The following is a 23,808-nucleotide window of genomic DNA, read 5'->3' as shown; positions in this document are numbered from 1 at the left end:
ATGCAACGCGTGCTGACTATGACGCCTGCTACCGCGCGGCGCAGCCTGCCCGCCGACCTGGCCGACCGCCTGTTCGTGCTCGGCGGCCAATGGTTGCTGCTGGTGCTGCTGATCCTCGCCGTGCTGCTGCCGTTGCTGGCCATGCTTTGGCGCGGCTTCAGCGGCGAAGACGGGCAGGGCGGTGGCCTGCAGGCAGCGCTGACGCTGTTCGGCAGCGCCAACTTCCGCTGGCTGCTGGGCAACAGCCTGAGCGTGTCGCTGACTGTGGCCGGCATTGTGGTGCCGCTGGCCTATGCCTTCGCCTACGCCCTGCAGCGCACCTGCATGCCGGGCAAGCCGCTGTGGCGCAGCATTTCCCTGCTGCCGTTGCTGGCGCCATCGATGCTGCCGGGGATCGCGCTGATCTACCTGTTCGGCAACCAGGGCGTGCTGCGGCATCTGCTGGCGGACAATATCTACGGCTTCTGGGGCATCGTCCTTGGCCAGGCGATCTACACCTTCCCACATGCGCTGATGGTGCTGCTCTCGGCGCTGGCGCTGGCCGATGCGCGGCTGTTCGACGCCGCGTCGAGCATGGGGGCCTCACCGTGGCGGGCGTTTCGCAGCATCACCTGGCCGGGCAGCCGCCAGGGCGTGTTCGCCGCCTTCTGCCTGGTGTTCACCCTGTGCGTCACCGATTTCGGCGTGCCAGTGGTGGTCGGTGGCGATTATCAGGTGCTGGCGCTGGAGGCCTACAAGGCGGTGGTCGGCCAGCAACAGTTCGGCCGCGGGGCGCTGATCGGCATGGTACTGCTGGTGCCGGCGCTGCTCAGCTTCGCCGTCGACCTGTGGCTGCGCCGTCGTCAGCGCGATGCCATGAGCGGCCGCGCGCAGGTCTATCACCCGCAGCCGTCAGGGCGCCGCGACCTGGCATTTTTGCTGGTGACCGTGCTGATCTGCAGCGTTTTGCTCGGCGTGTTCGGCATGGCGATCTACTCGTCGCTGGTCAAGTTCTGGCCCTACGACCTGTCGCTGTCGCTGCAGCACTACGCCTTCTCCGAGTTGCCCGGCGGCTGGCTGGCCTATCGCAACAGCCTGCTGCTGGCGGTGTGCAGCGCGCTGTTCGGCAGCCTGCTGATCTTCACCGGTGCCTACCTGATGGAGAAGACCCGGCAGAGCCCGCTGACCCAGGCCCTGCGCCTGCTCAGCTTCGTGCCGATGGCGGTGCCCGGCCTGGTGCTGGGCCTGGGCTACGTGTTCTTTTTCAACCTGCCGGGCAACCCGCTGAGCGGCCTGTACGGCAGCCTGACCCTGCTGGTGGTGTGCACCATCGCGCACTTCCTCACCACCGCACAGATGACCGCCAGCGCCGCGCTGCGCCAGCTCGACGGCGAGTTCGAGGCCGCCGCGCTGTCGCTCAAGGTGCCGCTGCTGCGCCACTTCTGCCGCGTGACCCTGCCGATCTGCCTGCCGGCGCTGCTCGACATCATCCGCTACCTGTTCGTCTCGGCGATGACCACGGTGTCGGCGGCGATCTTCCTCTACAGCCCGGACAGCGTGCTCGCCGCCGTGGCCGTGCTGAACATGGACGACGCCGGCAACGTCGGCGGCGCGGCCGCCATGTCGACCCTGATCCTGCTCACTTCCGCCGGCGTGTCGTTGCTGCTCGCCGGTCTGTCGCGCGGCCTGCTGCGCCGCTCCCAGGCCTGGCGCATGCCGGCGCCCGGTCACTGAATCTTCCCAGGAGACTGCCATGCACTATCAACCGCCAACCCGCCTGCAAGCGGCCATCCTCGACTGGGCCGGCACCGTGGTCGACTTCGGTTCCTTCGCGCCGACCCGCATCTTCGTCGAGGCCTTCGCCAGCTTCGATGTCGAGCTCAGCCTGGACGAAGCCCGCGGGCCGATGGGCATGGGCAAGTGGGATCACATCCGCACCCTGTGCGACCAGCCGGCGGTGGCTGAACGCTTCCAGCGCCGCTTCGGCCGCTTGCCGAGTGACGCCGATGTCACCGCCATCTACGAACGCTTCATGCCGCTGCAGATCGCCAAAGTCGGCGAGCACTCGGCGCTGATCCCGGGTGCGCTGGAGTGCATCGCCGCGCTGCGCCAGCGCGGGCTGCAGATCGGCAGCTGCTCCGGCTACCCCAAGCAGGTGATGGACAAGGTGGTCGAGCTGGCTACCGCCAAGGGCTACAGCCCGGATCACGTGGTGGCCACCGATGAAGTGCCCAAGGGCCGGCCGAGCCCGGCACAGGCATTGGCCAACGTGATTGCCCTCGGCCTCGACGATGTCGCCGGCTGCGTCAAGGTCGACGACACCGAGCCCGGCATTCTCGAAGGCCGCAGCGCCGGCATGTGGACGGTGGCCCTGCGCTTTTCCGGCAACTTCCTCGGCCTGACCTGGGAGCAGTACCAGGCGCTGAGTACCGAGCAGCTGGCTGCCGAGCGTGAGCGCATCGACGGCCTGTTCGCCGCCAGCCGCCCGCATTACCTGATCGACACCATTGCCGACCTGCCCGCCGTGATCGACGCGATCAACGCACGCCTGGCCTGCGGCGAAAACCCGCAAGCCAGCTGAACCAGACAACCAACGCCAACGCTAACCACCAGGAGCTTCACCATGTTCAAACGCACCGCTCTGGCCGCCGGCCTGCTCGCCGCCTGCGCCTTCCAGGCCCAGGCCAATACTGAACTGACCGTTTACACCGCCCTCGAAGTGGAGCAGCTCAAGGCCTACAAGGAAGCCTTCGAGAAGCAGCACCCGGACATCGAGATCAAGTGGGTGCGCGACTCCACCGGTATCGTCACCGCCAAGCTGCTGGCCGAGAAGGATCGCCCGCAGGCCGATGTGGTCTGGGGCCTGGCCGGTTCAAGCCTGGCCATCCTCAAGCAGCAGGGCATGCTCGAGCCCTACACCCCGGCCAACCTCGGGCAGATCGCCAGTAACTACCGCGATGCCGCCAACCCGCCGGCCTGGGTCGGCATGGACGTGTGGGCCGCGACCATCTGCTTCAACAGCGTGGAAGCCGAGAAGCAGGGCCTGCCCAAGCCGACCAAGTGGGAAGACCTGACCAACCCGGTGTACAAGGACAAGATCGTCATGCCCAACCCGGCGTCGTCCGGCACCGGCTACCTGGATGTCAGCGCCTGGCTGCAGACCTTCGGCGAAGCCCAGGGCTGGGCCTACATGGACAAGCTGCACGGCAACATCGGCCAGTACACCCATTCCGGCTCCAAGCCGTGCAAGCTGGCCGCCGCCGGCGAATTCCCGATCGGCATTTCCTTCGAATACCCGGCCGTGCAGCTCAAGCGCAAAGGTGCGCCGCTGGACATCGTGCTGCCCAAGGAAGGCCTGGGCTGGGAAATCGAAGCCACCGGCATCATCAAGGGCACCGCGCACCTGGACGCCGCCAGGAAGCTCGCCGACTTTTCCGCCAGCCGCGAGGCGATGGATCTGTACAAGGCCAACTTCGCCGTACTGGCCCAGCCGGGTATCGCCGAGCCCTTCCAGGAGCTGCCGGCCGACTACGAGCAGCGCCTGATCAAGAACGACTTCGCCTGGGCCTCGGAGAACCGCGACAAGATCCTTGCCGAATGGCGCAAGCGCTACGACGGCAAATCCGAGCCGCTGCCTCAGTAAGCGTTCCATCACCCCTCTCCCTCTGGGAGAGGGGGCGGGGGTGAGGGCGCAGCAGGCAGCTCGGTGCAGCCTGGGAGACCCTCACCCCACCCCTCTCCCAAGGGGAGAGGGAGTAGTCCGTAGAATTTTCAGGAGTTCTTCTTATGAGTCAGCACGACTGCGACCTGCTGGTCGTCGGCGCCGGCATCCTCGGCCTCGCCCATGCCTGGGCTGGCGCCAAACGCGGCCTCAAGGTCAAGGTATTCGAGCGCACCCACACACCGCTGGGGGCGTCGATCCGCAACTTCGGCCAGGCGCTGGTCGGTGGCCAGGCGCCGGGGCCGATGCTCGACCTGGCGCGCCAGGCTCACGGCCTGTGGGGCGAGCTGGGCCAGGCCGCCGGCCTGCAGCTGCACCGCCAGGGTTCGCTGCTGTTCGCCCGCAGCGAAGCCGAGGAGGCGCTGCTGGAGGCCTTCGTCGCCGGTCGTGGGCGTGAGCTGGGCTACCGCACCGAGCTGCTGCGTGGCAGCGCCTTGCGCGAGATGTACGACGGCCGCTTCGCCCATCACCGTGCCGCATTGCATGGTCTCGACGACCAGCAACTGTATTCGCGCGAAGCCTTGCCGCAGATCGTCAGCCACCTGGCGCGCGATCTCGGCGTCGAGTTCCATTTCTCCACCCTGGTGCGCGACGTGGAGCCGGGCCGGGTGCTGACCACTGCCGGGCGCTACAGTGCCCGGCACATCGTGGTGTGCTCCGGCCACGACTACCAGACCCTGCTGGCCGAGCACATGGCCCGCCTGCAACCGCAGGTATGCGCCCTGCAGATGCTCCGCGCGCGCCCGTTGCAGCCCCTGGCCTTGCGTCATGCCGTGCTCACCGGCCTCAGCTGCGTGCATTACGGCGCCTTTGCCGACCTGCCGCAGGCCGAGGCCATCCGCGCGCAGATCCGCGCCCAGCAGCCGGAGCTGGAAAGCCTCGGCATCCACCTGCTGATCAGCCCCACACCCTATGGCGAGCTGATCATCGGTGACTCCCATGCCTATGGCAGCGATGTTTCGCCGTTCAACGCCGAAGCGGTCGACCGCATTCTCATCGAGCTGGCCGAGCACACCCTGGGTGGCGGCATCGAGGTGCTCGAGCGCTGGCAGGGCGTGTACGGCGCACGCGGGCCGGGGCCGTTCAGCGTACTGCCGGTGGCCGAGGGGGTGACCGCGGTGCTGATGCATACCGGTCTGGGCATGAGCGTCGGTCTGGCCCTGGGCGAGCGCAGTGTGGCGGCCTTGCTCGGCGAATGCGCCTGGCCGAGTGCCCAGGCGGCATGACGGCCGAGCAGGCGGTGGGCACGCTGTTCGCCCTGTGTCGCCAGCAGGCCGGGGCCGGCTATATCGGTGAGGCTGTCAGTCAGCTCGAGCACATGGCCCAGGCCGCCGAGCTGGCCCAGGCCGAAGGCGCCGACGAGGAGCTGGTGCTGGCTGCCTTCTGCCACGACGTCGGGCACTTCTGCGTACCGCTGACGGCTGGCAACAGCATGGCCGGCCTCGGTCGCCAGGGGCATGAGCGGGTGGGGGCGCACTGGCTGCGTGGCCTGGGCTTTTCCGCGCGCCTGGCCGGGCTGGTGGCGCGGCACGTACATGCCAAGCGCTACCTGTGCTGGCGCGATGCCGACTACCTGGCCGGCCTCAGCCCGGCCAGCCGGCAAACCCTGGACTGGCAGGGCGGGCCGATGATGCGCGAGGAGGCGCTGGCGTTCGAAACCGATCCGCTGTTCGCCGACAGCCTGCGCCTGCGGCGCTGGGACGAAGCGGCCAAGGTGGAAGGGCGACCGGTCATCGATCTGGGCCCGCTGCAGCAGCTGGCCCTGCGGGTGCACCTGGCTGATGGTGCGGCAACGGGGAGCTGAGTTCAGGCGGACTTGCGCTGCTCGAGCGGCAGGTTCTCACGTACCTGACGCAGCGCCTGGGCGTCCTGGTTCAGGCGCAGAATTACACCGAGCAGTTGCTGCTTGAGTCCTTCGTCGCCAGTGTGTTCGGCCGCCCGCATCACGGCCAGGGCGGCGTCCTCGTTGTGGTCGGCGACGATATCGATGGTCTTGCGCATGTTGCGGATCAGGCTGGTCAAAAGGGCTACCTCTGGCGAATGGGCCTGAAGCCTAGACCAGCGACATTTCCCTTTTGTTTCCTGAACTTGCTTCTGACGAACGGCGTTCAGTCGCGGCTCATGATCAGTTCGGCCACCGGGCGGCCTTCGACGAACTGCTCCTGCACCAGGCGGCGCACATCGTCTTCGCTGCGTACCTGGTACCAGATGCCGGCCGGATACAGGCTCAGGGTCGGGCCCTGGTCGCAGGGGAACTGGCATTGGGTGCGGGTGATATGCACGCCGCCCTCGCACTCCAGCTTGCCGGCGGCCTTGAGCTGCTCGCGCAGCGACTTCCACAGCGGCAGGGCGCCGCGGCGGGTGCAGCGCGGGCCGTTGCACAGCAGCACGCGCTGGCTGTGTGGCGGGATGCACGACCAGGCGTGGGCGTCGGGCAGGCTGGGCACGTCGACGCAGCCCAGGTGTTTGTCGGTCTGCCCGATCAGCGCGTCGATGCTCTCCAGCGCTTCGCTGTTGCCGCGGGCGACGAAGAGTCGATCCGCCACCGCTTGCTCGTTGCCGATGCCTTGCAGCTCGCTGCGCAGCCAGTCCAGATACGGGCTGCTGCTGTTCGGGTCGAGGTCAATCAGCAGCAGCGGCAGTTGCCCGGCGCTGATGCAGGTGCGGATCTGCTGCCACAGTCCGGCGTAGCTCGCGCTGGTGTCGACGATATCGGCCAGCGCCTCAGCGCCACGCAGGGCGGTCAGCTGGCGCTGGAACAGTTCGGCGTAGGAGCCGTGCTGCAGGTCGGGGCCGACAAGCAGCACGCGGACGTAGGGGGTGATCGACATGGGGATTCCTGGGGGCAAAGCGCGCGGCAGTTTACCCGAGGTCACCGGGCAAGGCTTGCAGCGCCTGCCAGAGTTCGGCGCCGCTGGCGAACTCGCGGGTTACCAGCGGTAGCGCCGGGCGCGCCAGGATCAGCACCGGCAGGGCACGTTCACGCGCCACTTGCAGCTTGGCCTCGGTGGCGCTGCCGCCGCTGTTCTTGCTGACCAGCACGTCGAAGCGCTCGCTGGCGAACAGCGCACGTTCGTCGTCGAGGAGGAACGGGCCGCGCGTGCCGATCACCCGGGCGCGGTCGTTGCCGGGGTGTTCGTCGAGCATGCGGATCGTCCAGAACTGCCCTGGCGGGATGCTGTCGAGGTGCTGCAGCGGTTCGCGGCCGAGGGTGAAGAAGGGCCGGCGGAAGGCGGTCAGTGCTTGGCTCAGCTCGGCCCAGTCGGCCACTTCGCGCCAGTCGTCCTGCGCGCCGGCCTGCCAGCCGGGACGACGCAGGGCCCAGCAGGGAATGCCGGTCGCCTGTGCGGCCTGCGCGGCATTGGCGCTGATCTGCGCGGCGTAGGGATGGGTGATGTCGAGCAGCAGCTCGATACCCTGTTCGGCGATGAAACGGGCCAGGCCCTCGGCGCCGCCGAAGCCACCGACGCGCACCTGGCAGGCCAGGTCGGCGGGCACCTTGCCCAGCCCGGCCAGGCTGTAGATATGCTCCGGGCCGAGGCGACGGGCGATGGCCAGGGCATCGCCGACGCCGCCAAGCAGGAGGATGCGCGGGCTCACGGCTTGCGGCATTCCAGCAGGGTGATCGGCAGGGCGCTGCGCCAGGTGTCGAAGCCGCCCAGCGGCTGAGCCTGGGCCACGGCGATGCGGGTCAGCTCGCCGCCATGCCGTTCGCGCCAGTTCACCAATGCGGCCTCGCTCTGCAGGGTCACGGCATTGGCGATCAACCGGCCGCCGGGCTTGAGCGCCTGCCAGCACTGTGCCAGGACGCCGGGGATGGTCACGCCGCCGCCGATAAATATCGCGTCCGGCTGCTGCAGCCCGCTCAGCGCTTCCGGTGCGGCGCCGGCCACCAGGTGCAGGGCGGGTACGCCGAGGGCATCGCGGTTGTGCTGGATCAGCTGCTGGCGGCCGCTGTCGGCTTCGATGGCGATGGCGCGGCAGCTGGGGTGGCTGCGCATCCACTCGATGCCGATCGAGCCGCAGCCGGCGCCGACATCCCACAGCAGTTCGCCGGGGCGGGGCGCCAGGCGCGCCAGGGTGATGGCGCGCACGTCGCGCTTGGTCAGCTGGCCGTCGTGCTGGTAGACGTCGTCGGGCAGGCCGCAGGTCAGCGGCAGGCGAGTGGCCTGCTCGTCGGCCAGGCATTCCACCGCCATCAGGTTGAGTGCAGCGGCCTCGTCCAGCGCCCAGCCTTCGGCCAGGCCGTCGATGCGTCGCTCCAGCGGGCCGCCCAGGTGCTCCAGCACGCTCAGGCGGCTGGGGCCGAAGCCGCGCTGGCGCAACAGGGCGGCGATGGCGGCTGGGCTGGAGCCGTCGTTACACAGGATCAGCAGGCGCTGGCCAGCGTGGATATGGGCATTGAGCGCGGCCAGCGGGCGGGCCACCACCGACAGCAGGGTGACGTCCTGTAGCGGCCAGCCCAGGCGCGCGGCAGCCAGCGAGTAGGAGGAGGGTGCCGGTAGTATCAACAGTTCGTCCGCTGGCACCTGGCGCGCCAGGCTGGCGCCGACGCCGAACAGCATGGGGTCGCCACTGGCCAGCACGCAGACCGGCGTGCCGCGCCGCTGCAGCACAGGTTCCAGGCTGAACGGACTGGGCCATTGCTCGCGCGGGGCGCGGATGCAGGCCGGCAGCAGTTCGAGCTGGCGCGGCGCACCGACGATCCGCTCGGCGGCCAGCAGCGCACGGCGCGCGGCCTTGCCCAGGCCGGCGTAGCCGTCTTCACCGATTCCCACCACCGTCAGCCAGGCCGTCATGTGTATTCCCCACCTATAGTTTCCTGGCCCGACGAGCAGGCTTGTCGCTGCGCCGGGCAAAGCGGGCATAATAGCGCCTTCGTCGGTGCAGGCGGTTCAACCCGTCTGCGGAGAACCTGTTCAAGGTCTCGCGAGCTAGAGCCATGCAAGGCGCAACGACCATCGGGAGTAACAGCCGTAGGCTGGCCCGAAGGGTGAGCGCCAGCGAATCAAGCAGGCGAGGAAGCGGAATTTACTTTTGTAAATGAGCATTCCGAGCCTGTTTTTAACGCGGCAGGGCCGACGCGCAGCAGACTTTGGACAGGTTCTGAATAGGGAACACGGATTAACCGTGGCTGCCCCCGCAACTGTAAGCAGCGAGTCGTTTTGCACGCATACCACTGAGCAATCGGGAAGGTGGCGGAACGATCATGACCTGCCAGCCAGGAGACCTGCCGACGACGCTGGTCGCGAGTGCCAACATCGGGCGGGGTGTACCGATGCCGTAGAGTCCTGTCGGGGCTCGCTGGTTCGGTCGCCGCGTCTTTGCTCCAGGTGACCGCTTGAACGATTCCTTGCCCACTGTCGATCCGTTCGTGCCACGCCCCTCGGCGTGTCCCGGGCTGCTGCGCATCGTCCCGGCGCTGGACGGTGGCATCTGCCGGGTCAAGCTGGCCGGCGGTGAGCTGAGCAGCGCCCAGGCGCGGGCCATTGCCGCGGCGGCCGAGACCTGCGCCAGTGGCGTGCTGGAACTGACCAACCGCAGCAACCTGCAGATTCGCGGGGTGCGTGATGCTGACCAGGCCGAGCTGATCCGACGCCTGCTGGACGCTGGGCTCGGCCCGCGCGTGGCCGGTGCCGACGACGTGCGCAACCTGCTGCTCAGCCCGGGCGCCGGTCTCGATCCGGCTGCCGAATTCGACGTACGACCGCTGGCCGGGCAACTGCTCGACCTGTTGCAGGACAATCCCGAGCTGCATGCGCTGTCGGCCAAATTCGCCCTGCAGCTGGATGGCGGCGAAGCCCTGGCCATGCTCGAGCACCCGCACGACCTGTGGCTCAGCGCCTTGCCTGGCGGCGAGTGGCTGGCCTTCGGCCTGGCCGGCTGTCCGCTGGACAAGCCCCTGGCGGCGGTAACACGGGCCCAGGCACTGAGCCTGGTCGACGCCGTGCTGCACCTGTTTCTCGAACTGGCTGAGCCGTCCCAGACGCGTATGCGCCAGTTGCTCGGTGCATTGCCGGTCGAGGAGTTTCTCCAGCGCCTGCAGGCGCGTTTGCCATTCACCTTGTTGCGCGACGAATCCCTGCAGAGCTGGCGCCGTCAACCCGCCTCGACAGTGCCGCCATTGGGCGCACTGGCGCAGCGCCAGGCTGGTCGGCAGATGCTGCTGGCCGGTGCGCCGCTGGGGCGGATCGACGCCGGGCAGCTGCGCGGCCTGGCCGAGCTGGCCGAGCGCCATGGTGATGCCAGCCTGCGCCTGACCCCCTGGCAGGGCGTGCTGCTGCCGAATATTGCGGCCGCCGCAAGTGCTGGTGTGCTGACTGAACTGGCAGCGCTGGGCCTGCTGGTCGATGTGCGCGAGCCGCTGAGCCAACTGCTCGCCTGCACCGGTTCGGCCGCCTGCGCCAAGGGTCTGGCCGACACCAAGGGCGATGCCCGCCAACTGGCCACACTGCTGGCGGCCGGCACAGCGCGCCCGCAGGTGCACCTGTGCGGTTGCCCGCGTTCCTGCGCGGCCGCGCATACCGCTTCCTTCACCCTGCTGGCCCAGGCCGGCGGGCGTTATCAGCTCTATCAGCGCGCTGCGGGCGCGGCCGGTTTCGGTCGCCTGCTGGCGCCTTCCCTCAGCATCGCAGAGGCCGGTGAGTGGTTCGCCGCGCATCCCGAGTCAGGAACATCCGCATGATCGATTACATCCGCGACGGCCAGGAGATCTACCGCCAGTCCTTCGCTACCATCCGTGCCGAGGCCGATCTGTCGGCCATCCCGGCTGACCTGGAAAAGCTCGCGGTGCGCCTGATCCACGCCTGCGGCATGGTCGACGTGGTGCAGGACATCCGCTTCTCCGCCGGCGCCGGCACGGCCGGGCGCGCGGCCCTGGCAGGTGGCGCGGCGATTCTCTGCGATGCGCGAATGGTCGCCGAGGGCATCACCCGCGCGCGTTTGCCGGCCAACAACCCGGTGATCTGCACCCTGCACGATGCCGGTGTGCCGGAGCTGGCCCGCGAGCTGGGCAACACCCGCTCGGCAGTGGCCCTGGAGCGCTGGCGCGAACACCTGGAGGGCAGCGTGGTGGTGATCGGCAATGCGCCGACCGCACTGTTCTACCTGCTGGAAATGCTCGACGCCGGCGCGCCCAAGCCGGCGCTGATCCTCGGCATGCCGGTCGGCTTCATCGGCGCGGCGGAGTCCAAGGACATGCTCGCCGCCGATAGCCGCGGCGTGCCCTATGTCATCGTGCGCGGTCGCCGGGGCGGCAGCGCCATGGCCGCCGCAGCGGTCAATGCCCTGGCCACGGAGATCGAATAATGGCGGTAAAAGGACGTTTGCTCGGCCTCGGTGTCGGCCCTGGCGATCCCGAGCTGATCACCCTCAAGGCCCTGCGCCTGCTGCAGGCGGCGCCGGTGGTGGGCTATTTCGTGGCCAAGGCCAAGGCCAGCAAGGGGCAGGGCGGCAACGCCTTCGGCATCATCGAGCAGCACCTGAGCGAGGCGCAGGTGCGCATGCCGCTGGTGTACCCGGTGACCACCGAGAAGCTGGAGCCACCGCTGTCCTACGAGACGGTGATCAGCGACTTCTACGACACCTGTGCCGCGCAGATCGCCCTGCACCTGGATGCCGGCCGCGACGTGGCGGTGATCTGCGAGGGTGACCCGTTCTTCTACGGTTCCTACATGTACCTGCACGACCGCCTGGCCGAGCGCTACCAGGCCGAGGTGATCCCGGGCGTGTGCTCCATGCTCGGCGGCGCGGCGGTGCTCGGCGTGCCGCTGGTGTATCGCAACCAGAGCCTGTCGGTGCTTTCCGGCGTGCTGCCGGAAGAGGAGCTGAAGCAGCGCCTGGCCATCGCCGACGCGGCGGTGGTGATGAAGCTCGGGCGTAACTTCGACAAGGTGCGCCGGGTGCTCGGCGAGCTGGGCCTGGCCGAGCGCGCGCTGTACGTGGAGCGGGCGACCATGGACAACCAGCGCATCGTTGCGCTGGACGAGGTCGAGCCGATGGCCTCGCCGTACTTCTCCCTGATCGTGATTCCGGGGCCGCAATGGACAGCCTGAAAGCACCGGCGCTGATCGTGCTCGGTGCCTCCGCCCTGGGCACCGCCCGGCGCGTGCAGGCGCTCTATCCCGACGCGCTGATCCACGGTCTGCGCGGTCGTGCCGAAGGCGCCGAGGCGCTGTTCGACGACTTCGGCGAAACCCTGCGCGAGCTGTACCGCCAGGACACCCCGATCATCGCCCTGTGCGCCGCGGGCATCGTCATCCGCAGCCTGGCACCGCTGCTCGCCAGCAAGGGTGCCGAGCCGCCGGTACTAGCCCTGGCCGAGGATGGCAGCGCGGTGGTGCCGCTGCTTGGCGGCCTGGCCGGGGTCAATCTGCTGGCCCGTGAAATCGCCGCCGAGCTGGCGGTGGCGCCGGCCATCACCACCAGCGGCGAGCTGCGCTTCGGCACTTGCCTGCTCAATCCGCCGGAGGGCTACGCCCTGGCCGACCTGGAGCAGGGCAAGCGCTTCGTCAGCGACCTGCTCGGCGGCGAGTCGGTGCGGGTCGAAGGCGAGGCGCCCTGGTTGCAACAGGCACGCCTGCCGCTGGATGAGGACGCCGCGCGGCGCATCCTGATCAGCCCGCAGCGCGCGGTGGCCGAGGGCGAACTGCTGATCCACCCGCGTCTGGTACTCGCGCGTCTGCGCCAGCTGGATGGCGACTTGCCGAAGCTGGTGCGTGATGCGTTGGCCGACGCCCATCTGGCCGAGGCGGCGCTGGCTGCGTTGCTCGCCGATGCTAGTGCCATGGCGCGCCCCGAGCTGGCTGCGGCGGCCGCCGAGCTGGGCGTGCCGCTGCGCTTTATCGGCGCCGCCAGCGAGCTGCCCGAGGCGGTGTTGGCAGATGCGGCGGTCAGCCTGCACCTGGCCGTGGCGCCGGAAGTGGCCGAGGCCATCGGTCGCCCGCGCGGTCGCCTCAGCGTGGTTGGCCTTGGCCCCGGTGCGGCCGAGCTGATGGTGCCGGCAGTGCGCCAGGCCCTGGATCAGGCCGAGGATGTGCTGGGCTACGCCACCTACGTGAACATGGCCGGGCCGTTCCGCGCCGAGCAGGTGCTGCATTGCAGCGACAACCGCGAGGAGCTGCAGCGCGCCGCCCATGCCTTCGAGCTGGCAACCCAGGGCCGGCGCGTGGTGCTGGTGTCGTCCGGCGATCCGGGCGTATTCGCCATGGGCGCGGCGGTGCTGGAAGCGCTGGAGGCGTCGAGTGACGCGGCCTGGCACCGCATCGAGCTGCAGATGCTGCCGGGGGTGTCCGCTGCCCTGGCCACTGCCGCCAAGGCCGGCGCGCCGCTGGGCCACGACTTCTGCCTGTTGTCGCTGTCGGACAATCTCAAGCCCTGGGCGGTGATCGAGAAACGCCTGCAGCACGCGGCCGCCGCTGACCTGGCGATGGCCTTCTACAACCCGATCTCCAAGGCGCGGCCCTGGCAGCTCGACCGCGCACTGGCGATCGTGCGCCAGCAGCGCACCCCGGAAACCCTGGTGGTGCTCGGTCGCGACATCGGCCGTGCGGGTGAGCGCCTGCGCAACCTGACCCTGGGCGAGCTGAGCAGCGACCAGGTCGACTCGCGCACCCTGGTGATCATCGGCTCGTCGCAGACCCGTCGTTTCGCCCGCGCTGATGGCGGTGAGTGGGTGTATACGCCGCGCTGGTATCCCGAGTAGGCGGGCGACGGCCGCAGGGGGCGTCATGCGCGCTGGCGCGCGTAGGTGGCCGCCGGTGCGGGCACACCTGACCCAAGCGCAGCTGTATCGAGGGGCTGGCCGCGCGATGTGCTACAAGTGCAGGGCTACCACCCACTCAGGCAGCGGAGCTGCCGAAGGAGAACAACAATGAGTATCCCGTTCTGGTGTGTGCTGATTGCTGCCGTGCTGATCTACGTGGCCAAGCTGCCGGTGGCCAAGGCGATGAATGCCGAAGCCGGTGGCTACGACAACCACAACCCGCGGGCGCAGCAGGCGCGCCTCACTGGCCTGGGCGCTCGTGCCCATGCTGCGCACCTGAACAGCATCGAGATCTTCCCGCTGTTTGTCGCCGGGGTACTGATGGCCCATACGACCCAAGTGTTCGGCTGGTGGGTCGACCTGCTGGCGATTCTATTCGTCATCACCCGCGTGCTGTACCTGGTGCTGTACTGGCGCGATGTGCCGACCCTGCGCTCGCTGGTGTGGATCGTCGGCCTGGCCTGCTGCCTGCTATTGATGCTCAGCCCGGCGCTGTAGAAACGACAAGGCCCGCAATCGCGGGCCTTGTTGATAGTGGGGGAAGATTACTGGCCGTCGACGGCATCCTTGGCTTCGTCGCCGGCGTCCTTGATGGTGTCGGCCGCCTTGTCGGCAGCGTCCTCGATCTTCTCGCCGGTGCTGGGCTCCTTGCCCATTGCCTGGTCGGCTTTCTGCTCGATGGCATCGCCGGTGTCCTTGGCGGCTTTGCCCAGGGACTCCATGGCTTCGGAGGCGTTTTCCTTGGCCGATTCCATCTTGTCTTCGGGACTCTTCTCGCAGGCGGCCAGGCCGAGCATGGCGGCCAGCAGCAAGGCGTAGGTAAAGGGCTTGCCCATGGTCTGCACTCCTTAAGTGACTTTTCGGACGAGGACTATCCTCATGTCGCAACATAGGAGGGCGGCGGAGTGGCCAAAGTTCCGTCGCACCCGGCCATTTGCCGGGTCATGCGGGTTGTGGCGGCTGTCTGCCCGGGGGGGCGAGCGGGTATGATGCGGCCTTTTTGCGACATCGCCAGGAAACTGCAGTCATGAGCGATAACCCTATTCTAGAGCGGGCCCAGCGTTTTCTGGCGGTCTTGCGCCATTGCCAGGTGCTGGGCCTGAGCGTGCACCAGGCCAATTCTGCCGGCCTGACCCTGCGCCTGCCCTACAGCACACAGATCATCGGCAATCCGGATACCGGGGTGATCCATGGCGGCGCCATTACCACCCTGATGGACACCACCTGCGGCATCTCCACCGTCTGCGTGCTGCCGGAATTCGAGATCTGTCCGACCCTCGACCTGCGCATCGACTACATGCACCCGGCCCAGCCGCACAAGGATGTCTACGGCTTCGCCGAGTGCTACCGGGTCACCGAGAACGTCATCTTCACCCGTGGCTACGCCTACCAGGACAACCCGGACGAGCCGATCGCCCATGTGGTGGGGGCCTTCATGCGCATGGGCAAGCCGACCGAACTCAAGGGAGGTGCTAAATGAGCGCGCTCAACCTCAATACCCTGGTGCGCCAGGCCCACGAGAAGAACGACTACGACGCGCTGCTCTGCCTGATCCCTTACGCCAAGCTGATCGGCATCGAGTGCCTGCGTCTGGGCGACGACATGGTCTTCCGCCTGCCGGCGAACAAGGACAACATCGGCAACCCGACTCTGCCGGCCCTGCATGGCGGGGTGATCGCCGGCTTCATGGAACATTCGGCAATGCTCCACCTGCTGATGTTCATGGGCATCCCGCATTTGCCGAAAATCATCGACTTCTCGATAGATTACCTGCGCGCCGGCCATTATCGTGACACCTTCGTCCAGTGCCAGGTCTGGCGCCAGGGGCGGCGAGTGGCCAACGTGGCCATCACCGCCTGGCAAACCAGTCAGACCGAGCCGATCGCCACGGCGCGGGCGCATTTCAAGGTCGACGAGCCCTGACAGAAGGCACGCGACCATCTAGAACAAGGAACTTTCAATGGATGCGTTGCTGATACTCGGCGGCCTGCTGCTGATCCTGGTCGGGCTGGTCTGGCTGGTGATGCGGGCCTTCGGCACCAGCCTGCTATGGGGCTGGGGCAGCCTGATCCCGCCGCTTACCCTGATCTACGTGGTGCTGCACTGGCGCACGGCGCGGCGCGCTGTCGGCCTCAGTGCCCTGGGTTTCATCCCGCTGGTGGTCGGCCTGACCCTGATGGCCAGCCAGGATGCCGCGCGGCTGGAGGCGATCCTCAGTCTGAACTGGCTCAAGGCCGATGCCCAGGCCCCGGCGGAGCTGGATATCCGCCTGCATGGCGAGCTCAACGGCCAGCCGTTCCTGCCGCAGCATGCCGAGCTGATCGATGGCGTGCTCAGCCTGCGTGAGGGTGAGGATTTCTTCGCTCGGCGCGAGGTGAAGATCCGCCTGCCCAAGGGGCTGAAGGCGCCGATTCGTCTCGATGTGCTGCCTTCCGACGATGGCGAGCTGCCGGAGGTCGAGGTCAGCTGGCTGTTGCCGGAACAGGATCTGCCCGAGGCCCGGCGCTTGAGCAAGGGCTATACCTTGCACCTGGATCTGCAGGCGCTGCCGCCGAACAAGCTGCAGGGCGACTTCCACCTGGTGCTGCCACCACACTTCAAAACCACGTTGAGCGGTCGCCTGCAGCTGTTCAGTGACCGCCTGCGTTATCACGACGGGCGCCTGGACAACAGCTTCGACTCCAACGAGACCCTCGGCCGGGTGATCGAGGATTATCTGCAGCGGCGCTTCAACAGCCGCCTGGTGCAGCTGAGCGCGCTGCCGCAGGTGAGCTTCCCGAGCAAGCGGGCGACGCTGCAGACCGAGGCGCGGATCAACGGCCAGAGCCAGCAACTGGAACTGGTGCTGGTCAAGGGCGAGCGCGGCTGGCAGGTGGAGGGCGACCGCTATCCAGCGCTGCCGAGCGTCGGCAGCGCGCCGGTGGCGGCCGCGCCGCGCAGCGAGAGCCCGTTGCCGGGTGCGGCGAGCGCGGCGGCTAGCCCGGATCGGCGCGAGCATTTCTCCCTGCTGCGCCTGCAACGCAACCCGCAGCTGTACCGCGGGCTGAGCATGCGCGTGGTCAAGTCCAGCGGCGGCCTGGCCGAAGGGCGCTTCGTCGGCCTCGACGAGGGCGGCAACATCCTCCTCAGCCAGCAGCGTGGCGGCACCGGGCAGGTCAATTTCAGCCTGCGCCTGGACGACATCCTCAAGGTCGAGCTGCTCGAGCCCTGAGGCCGCGTCTGTACGAATGACGGAGTGCGGGGGCTGTTTCATCCACACCGTCATTCCCGATCCAGAACGCCTCAGCCAACTCGGTGAAGCAGGAACGAGCGGAGTCGCCGGCCGCTGGATCCCCTCCTGCGCGGGGATGACGTCTAGATCGGGCTCGCTGCGCAAGCACTTGAAATCCCGAATGAAGCCCCCATCTGCATGACATCCGCCGCATTTGCGGCCTGTCCTGCATGTGGAGTTCGACGACCATGAGTGTGGAAACTCAAAAAGAAACCCTGGGCTTCCAGACCGAAGTGAAGCAACTGCTTCACCTCATGATCCATTCGCTGTATTCGAACAAGGAAATCTTCCTCCGTGAGCTGATTTCCAACGCTTCGGATGCCGCCGACAAGCTGCGCTTCGAAGCCCTGGCCAAGCCCGAGCTGCTCGAAGGTGGCGGCGAGCTGAAGATCCGCCTCTCCTTCGACAAGGCAGCCAATACCGTCACCCTCGAAGACAACGGCATCGGCATGAGTCGCGAGGAAGTGATCGCCCACCTCGGCACCATCGCCAAGTCCGGCACCGCCGACTTCATGAAGAACCTCACCGGCGACCAGAAGAAGGACTCGCACCTGATCGGTCAGTTCGGCGTGGGTTTCTACTCGGCGTTCATCGTTGCCGATCAGGTGGACGTGTTCACCCGCCGCGCCGGCCTGCCGGCCGCCGAGGGCGTGCACTGGTCGAGCAAGGGCGAGGGCGAGTTCCAGGTCGCGACCATCGACAAGGCCGAGCGCGGCACCCGCATCGTCCTGCACCTGAAGGCCGAGCAGAACGAGTTCGCCGATGGCTGGCGCCTGCGCAACGTGGTCAAGAAGTACTCCGACCATATCGCCCTGCCGATCGAGCTGCCCAAGGAACACCACGGCGAAGAGGCCGAACAATCGGCCGAGCCGGAATGGGAAACCGTCAACCGCGCCAGCGCGCTGTGGACACGCGGCCGTAGCGAGATCAAGGACGAGGAATACCAGGAGTTCTACAAGCACGTCGGCCACGACTACGAGAACCCGCTGAGCTGGAGCCACAACAAGGTCGAAGGCAAGCTGGAATACACCTCGCTGCTCTACGTGCCGGCCCGCGCGCCGTTCGACCTGTACCAGCGCGAAGCGCCACGCGGCCTGAAGCTGTATGTACAGCGCGTGTTCATCATGGATCAGGCCGACCAGTTCCTGCCGCTGTACCTGCGCTTCATCAAGGGCGTGGTCGACTCCAACGACCTGTCGCTCAACGTCTCCCGTGAAATCCTCCAGGCCGGCCCGGTGGTCGAGTCGATGAAGTCGGCACTGACCAAGCGCGTGCTGGACATGCTGGAGAAGCTGGCGAAGAACGAACCGGAGCAATACAAGAGCTTCTGGAAGAACTTTGGCCAGGTGCTCAAGGAAGGCCCGGCGGAAGACTTCGCCAACAAGGAGAAGATCGCCACGCTGCTGCGCTTCGCCTCCACCAGCGACGACTCCGGCGAGCAGTCCGTGGGCCTGGCCGACTACCTGGGCCGCCTCAAGGACGGCCAGGACAAGATCTACTTCCTCACCGGCGAGAGCTATGCCCAGGTACGCAACAGCCCGCACCTGGAAGTGTTCCGCAAGAAAGGCATCGAAGTGCTGCTGCTCACCGACCGCATCGACGAGTGGCTGATGAGCTACCTCAGCGAGTTCGACGGCAAGCAGTTCGTCGATGTGGCGCGCGGCGACCTCGACCTCGGCAAGCTGGACTCGGAAGAGGACAAGAAGGCCCAGGAAGAAATCGCCAAGACCAAGGAAGGCCTGGTCGAGCGTCTCAAGGGTGCGCTCGCTGAGCAGGTCGCGGAAGTGCGCGTGTCGCACCGCCTGACCGATTCGCCGGCGATCCTCGCCATCGGCGAGCAGGATCTCGGCCTGCAGATGCGTCAGATCCTCGAAGCCAGTGGGCAGAAGGTGCCGGACGCCAAGCCGATCTTCGAGATCAACCCGGCGCACCCGCTGATCGAGAAGCTCGACGGCGAGCAGGACGAAGACCGCTTCGGTGAGCTGTCGCACATCCTGTTCGACCAGGCCGCCCTGGCCGCCGGCGACAGCCTGAAGGATCCGGCTGCCTATGTGCGCCGCCTGAACAAGCTGCTGGTGGAGCTCTCCGCCTGATCCCCTGTTGGTGTTGAACAAGCCCGCTTCGGCGGGCTTTTTCATGGCTCAAGGAATGCCGTCGGCCGCCGATGCGCTGGTGCGTCGATGCACGATTGCACTGGAGCTTCGCCGCTGATGGCGATCTAATGGCCAGGCAGGCGGGCCGCCGAATTCGCCACGCACTGCTTCACTTGTCCTAGACCTGCGCACTTTCACGGCCGCCAGAATCCGATGTCCTATCTGACCAGCCTGTTCCTCGATACCAGCGATCCCAGCCTGCTGCTGCAGGGCAGCTACAGCCCCTGGCTGGTGTTGCTGTCGCTGGCGATTGCCACCTTCACCTCGGGCATGGCCCTGCAGGTGGCCGGCATGGCGCGCCTGAGCCGCAACACCCTGCACCGGCAGACGGCGCTGCTGACCGGCTCGCTGGCCCTGGGGGGCGGCGTCTGGGCCATGCACTTCATCGGCATGCTGGCATTCCAGCTGTGCACCCCGGTGTCCTACGCGCCGAGCCTGACCCTGCTGTCGCTGCTGCCCAGCCTGGGCGCCTCCTGGGTCGCCCTGCAGTTGCTAGCGCGGCGTCAGGTCAGCGGTCTGCAGCTGATCGGCAGTGGCGTGCTAGTCGGCGCCGGGATTGGTGCCATGCATTACAGCGGCATGGCGGCGATGCGCATGGCACCACTGCTGCGTTATGACCCCTGGGTCTTCGCCCTGTCGATCCTGGTGGCGGTGGTGCTGGCGATTCTCGCCCTGTGGGTGCGCTTCGGCCTGCGTGGACGCCTGAGTTCCGGGCGCGCGATCGTGGTCAGTGGCGTGGTCATGGGCCTGGCCATCAGTGGCATGCATTACACCGGCATGGCCGCCGCGCGTTTCGTCGGCGTGGCCGCGCCACTTACCGGTGAAGCCAGTTACAGCCTGTTCCTGGCCCTGGCGGTGGCGCTGATCACTGTCTCGCTGACCATCTTCGTCGCCGGGGTCAACGGCTTGCTGCGCTATCGCCAGCTGTTCCACCAGGTGCAGAGCAACGAGGTACGCCTGCGTGCCATTCTGGAAACCGCGGTGGACGGCGTGGTGATCATCGACGAGGAGGGCGTGATCGAAGGCCTCAATGCCTCCGCCGAGCGCCTCTACGGCTACCGCCGCGACGAGCTGGTTGGACGCAACATCGACCTGGTGATCCCCGAGAGCTACCGCCAGGGGCGCGCCGACTACCTGCCCGATCTGCTGCGCCTGGGCGAGAGCGACATCATTGGCGGCAGCCGCGAAGTGGAGATTCTGCGCCGCGACGGCAGCCAGCTGCCGGTACGCCTGGCCATCGGCAAGGCGCGCCTGCCGGAGCGTACCCTGTATGTCGGCTTCATCAGCGACATCAGCCAGCGCAAGGAAATGGAGCGTGCCCTGCGCGAGAGCGAGCAGCAGTACCGCTCGCTGATCGGCAACATGCCGGGGGTGGCCTTTCGCTGCCGCCTGGATCACGACTGGAGCATGCAGCTGGTCAGCGATGCGGTGGAGCAGCTCACCGGCTGGAGCGCCGAGGACTTCACCAGCGGGCGCCAGTCGTTCAACGCGCTGTTCCACCCGGACGACCTGCAGCGCGCCAGCGAACAGGTACTGGCCGCCGTTGCCGAGGGCCACAGCTACACGGTCGAGTACCGCCTGTTCGATCGCCAGGGCCGCGAGCACTGGGTGTGGGAGAGCGGCAGTGCGGTGGCGGACGAGCAGGGCGTGGCCAAGTGGATCGACGGCGTGCTGTTCGACATCACCGAGACCAAGCTGCGCAATGCCGAGTTCGAGGGCACGGTCAACGCCATCGGCCGGGCCCTGGCGGTAGTCGAGTTCGACCTGCAGGGGCGGGTGCTCAGCGCCAACCGCAACTTCCTCGACCTGATGGGCTACGAGCTGGACGAGATCCAGGGCCAGCATCACCGCCTGTTCTGCACCCCGCAGTACGCCGAGAGCCAGGCCTACAGCGACCTGTGGGCGCGCCTGGGGCGCGGCGAGCTGGATAGCGGCGAATACCTGCGCCTGGGCAAGGGCGGGCGCGAGGTGTGGATCCAGGCCTCCTACAACCCGCTGTTCGATGCCGACGGCAAGCCGTTCAAGGTGATCAAGTTCGCCACCGACCTCAGCCAGCGCCGCGAGATGGAAGAAGCGCTGCGCGATGCCAAGGAATACGCCGAGCTGGCGGCCGAGGCCAAGACCACCTTCCTGGCCAACATGAGCCACGAGATCCGCACGCCGATGAACGCCATCATCGGCTTCACCGAACTGCTGCTGGACGGCCAGCTGGACAGCCAGCAGCGTCGCCACCTGGGCACCGTGCGCCAGGCTGCGCGCTCGCTGCTCGGCCTGCTCAACGACATCCTCGACACCGCCAAGCTGGAGCGCGGTGCAGTGGAGCTGGAGTGCGTCGACTTCTCCCTGCGCGAGCTGTGCCAGCAGGTCTGCGACTCCCTGGGCCTGGGGGCCGAGGCCAAGGGGCTGAGCCTGAGCCTGGACTACCGCGCCGGGCTGGGCGAGCACTTCAAGGGCGACCCGCTGCGCATCCAGCAGGTGCTGACCAACCTGCTGGGCAATGCGGTGAAGTTCACCGAGGCGGGCTGGGTGCGCCTGGAGGTGAGTGGCAAGCCGGGCCAGGTACAGCTGGTGGTGCGCGACAGCGGCATCGGTATCGCCGAGGATCGCCTGCAGCGCATCTTCGATCCCTTCGCTCAGGCCGATGCCTCGATGAGCCGGCGCTTTGGCGGCACCGGCCTGGGCACCACCATCGCCCGCCAGCTGACCGAACTGATGGGTGGGAGTATCGAGGTCAGCAGCCGCCTGGGCGAGGGCAGCGTGTTCCAGGTGCACCTGCCTCTGCAGGCGGGCGAGGCGAACGGCCCGCGACTGCCGCAGGCCGGCCTGGAGCTGCCGCCGTTGCGCATCCTCGCCGCCGATGACGTGCCGCAGAACATCGAATTGCTCAGCCTCAGCCTCGGCCGCCTGGGCCACCAGGTGGTTGCTGTCGGCGATGGCGAGGAAGCGCTGGCAGCCTTCCTTGGCGGGCGTTTCGATGTGCTCCTGCTGGATGTGCAGATGCCACGCCTGGATGGTCTGGAGGCCACCCGGCGCATTCGTCGCCACGAGCAGGCCGAGGGGCTGGCGCCGGTATCGATCATCGCCCTGACTGCCAGCGTGCTGGAGCAGGATCGCCGCGCCGCCCGCGAGGCCGGCATGGATGGCTTCGCCTCCAAACCGCTGGAGATGGACAAACTGCTGGCCGAGATCGCCCGGGTGACTGGTCTCGGCGCTGCGCCAGCGGCTGTAGTCGAGGCGGCGCCAGTGGTTCCACCTATGGCCATCGACTGGCTGCGCGGGATTCCGTTGTGGGGCAGCGAGATGGCCCTGACCCAGGCCATTCGCCGTTTCCTCGAGGAGCATGCCGCGACGGCCGCGCAGATCGCCAATCTGCTGCAGCAGGGCGAGCAGCCGGCGGCCATCGGCCTGACCCATCGCCTGCGCGGCGCGGCGGCCAATCTGGCGCTGCTGGAACTGAGCCAACTGGCCGGTCAGCTGGAGCATGCACTCAAGGGCACCCTGGCTGCTTCCAGCGAGGCCCTGCTGGCGCAGCTTGCCCGCAGCCTGCAAGAGTTGCCGCAAGCCTTGCCGGGCCAGGCCGACGACAGGCTGGACAGCCGCGCCACGGCGGCAGTAGAACTGGCCGAGCTGCAGGCGGAAATCGCCCGCGCGCGGGCCGCTCTGCAGCATGGCGAACTGGCCGGCGATGCCCTGCAGCGCCTGGTCGAACAGTTGCCGGCAACGCTCGCGCAGGCCCTGGATCGGGCCATCAACGACTTCGATTTCGAACGTGCCGATACACTGCTGGCCGGCTTGCAGGCCACGGGAGAACACGCACCATGAGTTACCCAGCCGATCCGCGTCCCAAGCTGCTGCTGGTGGACGACGAACCGACCAACCTGCAGGTGCTGCGGCAGATCCTCCAGGACGACTACCGGCTGTTCTTCGCCAAGGACGGCGAGAAGGCCCTGGAGCTGGCCGCGCGCGAGCTGCCGGAGCTGATCCTGCTGGATGTGATGATGCCTGGCATGACCGGTCACGAGGTGTGCGCCCGGCTCAAGGCCGAGGCGGCCACGGCGGCCATCCCGGTGATCTTCGTTACCGCCCTGGCCGATGTCGAGGATGAGGCGCGCGGCTTTGCGGTCGGCGCGGTGGACTACATCACCAAGCCGGTCAGCCCGCCGATCGTGCGCGCGCGGGTGCGCACCCACCTGTCGCTGGTGGGGGTCGACGAGCTCAAACGCACGCGCCTGCAGATCGTCCAGTGCCTCGGCCTGGCTGCCGAGTACAAGGACAACGAGACCGGCCTGCACGTGATCCGCATGAGCCATTACTCGCGGGTGCTGGCCCTGGCGGCCGGCTTCAGCGAGAAGGCGGCCGAGGACGTGCTGAACGCCGCGCCGATGCATGATGTGGGCAAGATCGGCATTCCCGATGCGATCCTGCAGAAGAACGGCAAGCTCGATAACGAAGAATGGGCGGTGATGCGCCGGCACGCGCAGATCGGTGCCGAGATCATTGGCGAGCACGATTCCGGCCTGCTGCAGATGGCTCGGCGCATCGCCCTGAGCCACCACGAGAAGTGGGATGGCAGCGGCTACCCCAACGGCCTCAAGGGCGAGGAGATTCCCCTGGAGGGGCGCATCGTGGCGATTGCCGATGTGTTCGACGCACTGACCAGCGTGCGCCCGTACAAACCGGCCTGGAGCGTGGAGGAAACCCTCGAGCTGATCCAGCGCGAAAGCGGCAAGCACTTCGACCCGCAGCTGGTGGCGCTGTTCCTCGAGCAGATGCCGGCGATCCTGGCGATCAAGGAGCGCTGGGCGGAGAGCGTGTAAGTCTTTCCCGCATAAAAAAGCCCACATTCAGCGGGCCTTTTGCAGTGGGGCTCTGCATCAGCTCAGGGCTGATAGAGCGCGCCCGCCGGCCGCCGTTCGGGCAC

21 protein-coding genes and 1 riboswitch are annotated in these 23,808 nt (G+C 67.5%); of the genes, 16 read left to right on the top strand and 5 right to left on the bottom strand.

The annotated features are described in order from the left end of the window. The 5 genes from A9179_RS11540 (at position 1) to A9179_RS11520 (ending at position 5,504) form a co-directional block, all read left to right on the top strand. On the top strand, positions 1–1,713 hold the full coding sequence (locus A9179_RS11540) for a putative 2-aminoethylphosphonate ABC transporter permease subunit (RefSeq protein WP_187805944.1): 1,713 nt from the start codon (positions 1–3) through the stop codon (positions 1,711–1,713). 19 nt (positions 1,714–1,732) lie between these two features. After that, positions 1,733–2,560 carry a phosphonoacetaldehyde hydrolase gene (phnX, locus tag A9179_RS11535; protein ID WP_187805943.1) on the top strand — a complete coding sequence of 276 codons (828 nt, stop codon included), beginning with the start codon at positions 1,733–1,735 and terminating at the stop codon, positions 2,558–2,560. A 42-nt stretch (positions 2,561–2,602) separates the two neighbouring features. Next, positions 2,603–3,622 (top strand): putative 2-aminoethylphosphonate ABC transporter substrate-binding protein, encoded by a 1,020-nt coding sequence (locus A9179_RS11530; RefSeq protein ID WP_187805942.1) that lies wholly within the window; start codon positions 2,603–2,605, stop codon positions 3,620–3,622. A gap of 143 nt (positions 3,623–3,765) precedes the next feature. Then, complete coding sequence (locus tag A9179_RS11525; protein ID WP_187805941.1) at positions 3,766–4,926, top strand: TIGR03364 family FAD-dependent oxidoreductase; 1,161 nt, start codon at positions 3,766–3,768, stop codon at positions 4,924–4,926. After that, entirely contained in the window at positions 4,923–5,504 is a 582-nt protein-coding gene (locus A9179_RS11520) for an HD domain-containing protein (protein ID WP_187805940.1), read from the top strand. The genes A9179_RS11525 and A9179_RS11520 overlap by 4 nt, the downstream gene beginning before the upstream one ends. A 2-nt stretch (positions 5,505–5,506) precedes the next feature. Here A9179_RS11520 and A9179_RS11515 read toward each other — a convergent pair whose 3' ends face one another. The 4 genes from A9179_RS11515 to cbiE form a co-directional block, all read right to left on the bottom strand. Then, positions 5,507–5,722 carry a hypothetical protein gene (locus A9179_RS11515; protein ID WP_262410578.1) on the bottom strand — a complete coding sequence of 72 codons (216 nt, stop codon included), beginning with the start codon at positions 5,720–5,722 and terminating at the stop codon, positions 5,507–5,509. 86 nt (positions 5,723–5,808) lie between these two features. Next, complete coding sequence (locus A9179_RS11510; RefSeq protein ID WP_187805939.1) at positions 5,809–6,531, bottom strand: (2Fe-2S) ferredoxin domain-containing protein; 723 nt, start codon at positions 6,529–6,531, stop codon at positions 5,809–5,811. Between the two features lie 31 nt (positions 6,532–6,562). Then, positions 6,563–7,312 carry a cobalt-precorrin-6A reductase gene (locus A9179_RS11505; protein WP_187805938.1) on the bottom strand — a complete coding sequence of 250 codons (750 nt, stop codon included), beginning with the start codon at positions 7,310–7,312 and terminating at the stop codon, positions 6,563–6,565. Continuing rightward, complete coding sequence (gene cbiE, locus A9179_RS11500) at positions 7,297–8,499, bottom strand: precorrin-6y C5,15-methyltransferase (decarboxylating) subunit CbiE (RefSeq protein ID WP_187805937.1); 1,203 nt, start codon at positions 8,497–8,499, stop codon at positions 7,297–7,299. Before cbiE ends, A9179_RS11505 begins: the two co-directional genes overlap by 16 nt. A 266-nt stretch (positions 8,500–8,765) precedes the next feature. Then, a riboswitch (cobalamin riboswitch) is annotated at positions 8,766–8,952 on the top strand. 89 nt (positions 8,953–9,041) lie between these two features. Between cbiE and cobG the strand changes: the two genes are divergently transcribed. From cobG to A9179_RS11475, 5 genes are all read left to right on the top strand, one after another. Then, positions 9,042–10,385: a precorrin-3B synthase gene (cobG, locus tag A9179_RS11495; RefSeq protein ID WP_187805936.1), complete on the top strand. Its 1,344-nt coding sequence runs from the start codon at positions 9,042–9,044 to the stop codon at positions 10,383–10,385. After that, entirely contained in the window at positions 10,382–11,008 is a 627-nt protein-coding gene (locus A9179_RS11490) for a precorrin-8X methylmutase (protein WP_187805935.1), read from the top strand. Before cobG ends, A9179_RS11490 begins: the two co-directional genes overlap by 4 nt. Beyond that, positions 11,008–11,754, top strand: a complete 747-nt coding sequence (locus A9179_RS11485; RefSeq protein WP_187805934.1) for a precorrin-2 C(20)-methyltransferase — start codon at positions 11,008–11,010, stop codon at positions 11,752–11,754. Before A9179_RS11490 ends, A9179_RS11485 begins: the two co-directional genes overlap by 1 nt. After that, positions 11,742–13,403 (top strand): precorrin-3B C(17)-methyltransferase, encoded by a 1,662-nt coding sequence (gene cobJ, locus A9179_RS11480; protein ID WP_187805933.1) that lies wholly within the window; start codon positions 11,742–11,744, stop codon positions 13,401–13,403. Before A9179_RS11485 ends, cobJ begins: the two co-directional genes overlap by 13 nt. A gap of 168 nt (positions 13,404–13,571) precedes the next feature. Further along, positions 13,572–13,961, top strand: coding sequence for an MAPEG family protein (locus A9179_RS11475; protein WP_187805932.1), 390 nt, complete (start codon positions 13,572–13,574; stop codon positions 13,959–13,961). Between the two features lie 47 nt (positions 13,962–14,008). Here the strand turns inward: A9179_RS11475 and A9179_RS11470 are convergent, their stop codons facing one another. Continuing rightward, a complete protein-coding gene (locus A9179_RS11470; RefSeq protein ID WP_187805931.1) occupies positions 14,009–14,299 on the bottom strand; it encodes a hypothetical protein in 291 nt (96 codons plus the stop codon). Between the two features lie 191 nt (positions 14,300–14,490). On the opposite strand from A9179_RS11470, the gene A9179_RS11465 reads away from it, so the two are divergent. The 6 genes from A9179_RS11465 to A9179_RS11440 all read left to right on the top strand — a co-directional run bounded on the left by A9179_RS11465 (position 14,491) and on the right by A9179_RS11440 (position 23,704). After that, the gene (locus A9179_RS11465; RefSeq protein WP_187805930.1) at positions 14,491–14,943 is read left to right on the top strand and encodes a PaaI family thioesterase; all 453 of its coding nucleotides are present in this window, start codon (positions 14,491–14,493) and stop codon (positions 14,941–14,943) included. Next, entirely contained in the window at positions 14,940–15,386 is a 447-nt protein-coding gene (locus A9179_RS11460) for a PaaI family thioesterase (RefSeq protein WP_187805929.1), read from the top strand. Before A9179_RS11465 ends, A9179_RS11460 begins: the two co-directional genes overlap by 4 nt. A gap of 37 nt (positions 15,387–15,423) precedes the next feature. Next, complete coding sequence (locus tag A9179_RS11455) at positions 15,424–16,674, top strand: MFS transporter (RefSeq protein WP_187805928.1); 1,251 nt, start codon at positions 15,424–15,426, stop codon at positions 16,672–16,674. Positions 16,675–16,922: 248 nt separating this feature from the next. After that, positions 16,923–18,827: a molecular chaperone HtpG gene (gene htpG / locus A9179_RS11450; RefSeq protein WP_187805927.1), complete on the top strand. Its 1,905-nt coding sequence runs from the start codon at positions 16,923–16,925 to the stop codon at positions 18,825–18,827. Positions 18,828–19,040: 213 nt separating this feature from the next. Then, complete coding sequence (locus A9179_RS11445; protein WP_187805926.1) at positions 19,041–22,709, top strand: PAS domain S-box protein; 3,669 nt, start codon at positions 19,041–19,043, stop codon at positions 22,707–22,709. Continuing rightward, positions 22,706–23,704, top strand: a complete 999-nt coding sequence (locus A9179_RS11440; RefSeq protein ID WP_187805925.1) for a response regulator — start codon at positions 22,706–22,708, stop codon at positions 23,702–23,704. Before A9179_RS11445 ends, A9179_RS11440 begins: the two co-directional genes overlap by 4 nt. Positions 23,705–23,808: the final 104 nt, after the last annotated feature.

It is taken from the genome of Pseudomonas alcaligenes (genome assembly GCF_014490745.1).
GTDB classification, from domain to species: Bacteria; Pseudomonadota; Gammaproteobacteria; order Pseudomonadales; family Pseudomonadaceae; genus Aquipseudomonas; species Aquipseudomonas alcaligenes_C.
Note: the sequence above shows the minus strand (reverse complement) of the source record. Positions and strands in the feature narration are given on the sequence as shown.

Bases quoted from the DNA above. Each gene is read 5' to 3' on its own strand.
- A9179_RS11540 (WP_187805944.1), top strand. From the start codon at position 1: ATGCAACGCGTGCTGACTATGACGCCTGCTACCGCGCGGCGCAGCCTG.
- phnX (WP_187805943.1), top strand. From the start codon at position 1,733: ATGCACTATCAACCGCCAACCCGCCTGCAAGCGGCCATCCTCGACTGG.
- A9179_RS11530 (WP_187805942.1), top strand. From the start codon at position 2,603: ATGTTCAAACGCACCGCTCTGGCCGCCGGCCTGCTCGCCGCCTGCGCC.
- A9179_RS11525 (WP_187805941.1), top strand. From the start codon at position 3,766: ATGAGTCAGCACGACTGCGACCTGCTGGTCGTCGGCGCCGGCATCCTC.
- A9179_RS11520 (WP_187805940.1), top strand. From the start codon at position 4,923: ATGACGGCCGAGCAGGCGGTGGGCACGCTGTTCGCCCTGTGTCGCCAG.
- A9179_RS11510 (WP_187805939.1), bottom strand. From the start codon at position 6,531: ATGTCGATCACCCCCTACGTCCGCGTGCTGCTTGTCGGCCCCGACCTG.
- A9179_RS11505 (WP_187805938.1), bottom strand. From the start codon at position 7,312: ATGCCGCAAGCCGTGAGCCCGCGCATCCTCCTGCTTGGCGGCGTCGGC.
- cbiE (WP_187805937.1), bottom strand. From the start codon at position 8,499: ATGACGGCCTGGCTGACGGTGGTGGGAATCGGTGAAGACGGCTACGCC.
- A9179_RS11490 (WP_187805935.1), top strand. From the start codon at position 10,382: ATGATCGATTACATCCGCGACGGCCAGGAGATCTACCGCCAGTCCTTC.
- A9179_RS11485 (WP_187805934.1), top strand. From the start codon at position 11,008: ATGGCGGTAAAAGGACGTTTGCTCGGCCTCGGTGTCGGCCCTGGCGAT.
- cobJ (WP_187805933.1), top strand. From the start codon at position 11,742: ATGGACAGCCTGAAAGCACCGGCGCTGATCGTGCTCGGTGCCTCCGCC.
- A9179_RS11475 (WP_187805932.1), top strand. From the start codon at position 13,572: ATGAGTATCCCGTTCTGGTGTGTGCTGATTGCTGCCGTGCTGATCTAC.
- A9179_RS11470 (WP_187805931.1), bottom strand. From the start codon at position 14,299: ATGGGCAAGCCCTTTACCTACGCCTTGCTGCTGGCCGCCATGCTCGGC.
- A9179_RS11465 (WP_187805930.1), top strand. From the start codon at position 14,491: ATGAGCGATAACCCTATTCTAGAGCGGGCCCAGCGTTTTCTGGCGGTC.
- A9179_RS11460 (WP_187805929.1), top strand. From the start codon at position 14,940: ATGAGCGCGCTCAACCTCAATACCCTGGTGCGCCAGGCCCACGAGAAG.
- A9179_RS11455 (WP_187805928.1), top strand. From the start codon at position 15,424: ATGGATGCGTTGCTGATACTCGGCGGCCTGCTGCTGATCCTGGTCGGG.
- htpG (WP_187805927.1), top strand. From the start codon at position 16,923: ATGAGTGTGGAAACTCAAAAAGAAACCCTGGGCTTCCAGACCGAAGTG.
- A9179_RS11445 (WP_187805926.1), top strand. From the start codon at position 19,041: ATGTCCTATCTGACCAGCCTGTTCCTCGATACCAGCGATCCCAGCCTG.
- A9179_RS11440 (WP_187805925.1), top strand. From the start codon at position 22,706: ATGAGTTACCCAGCCGATCCGCGTCCCAAGCTGCTGCTGGTGGACGAC.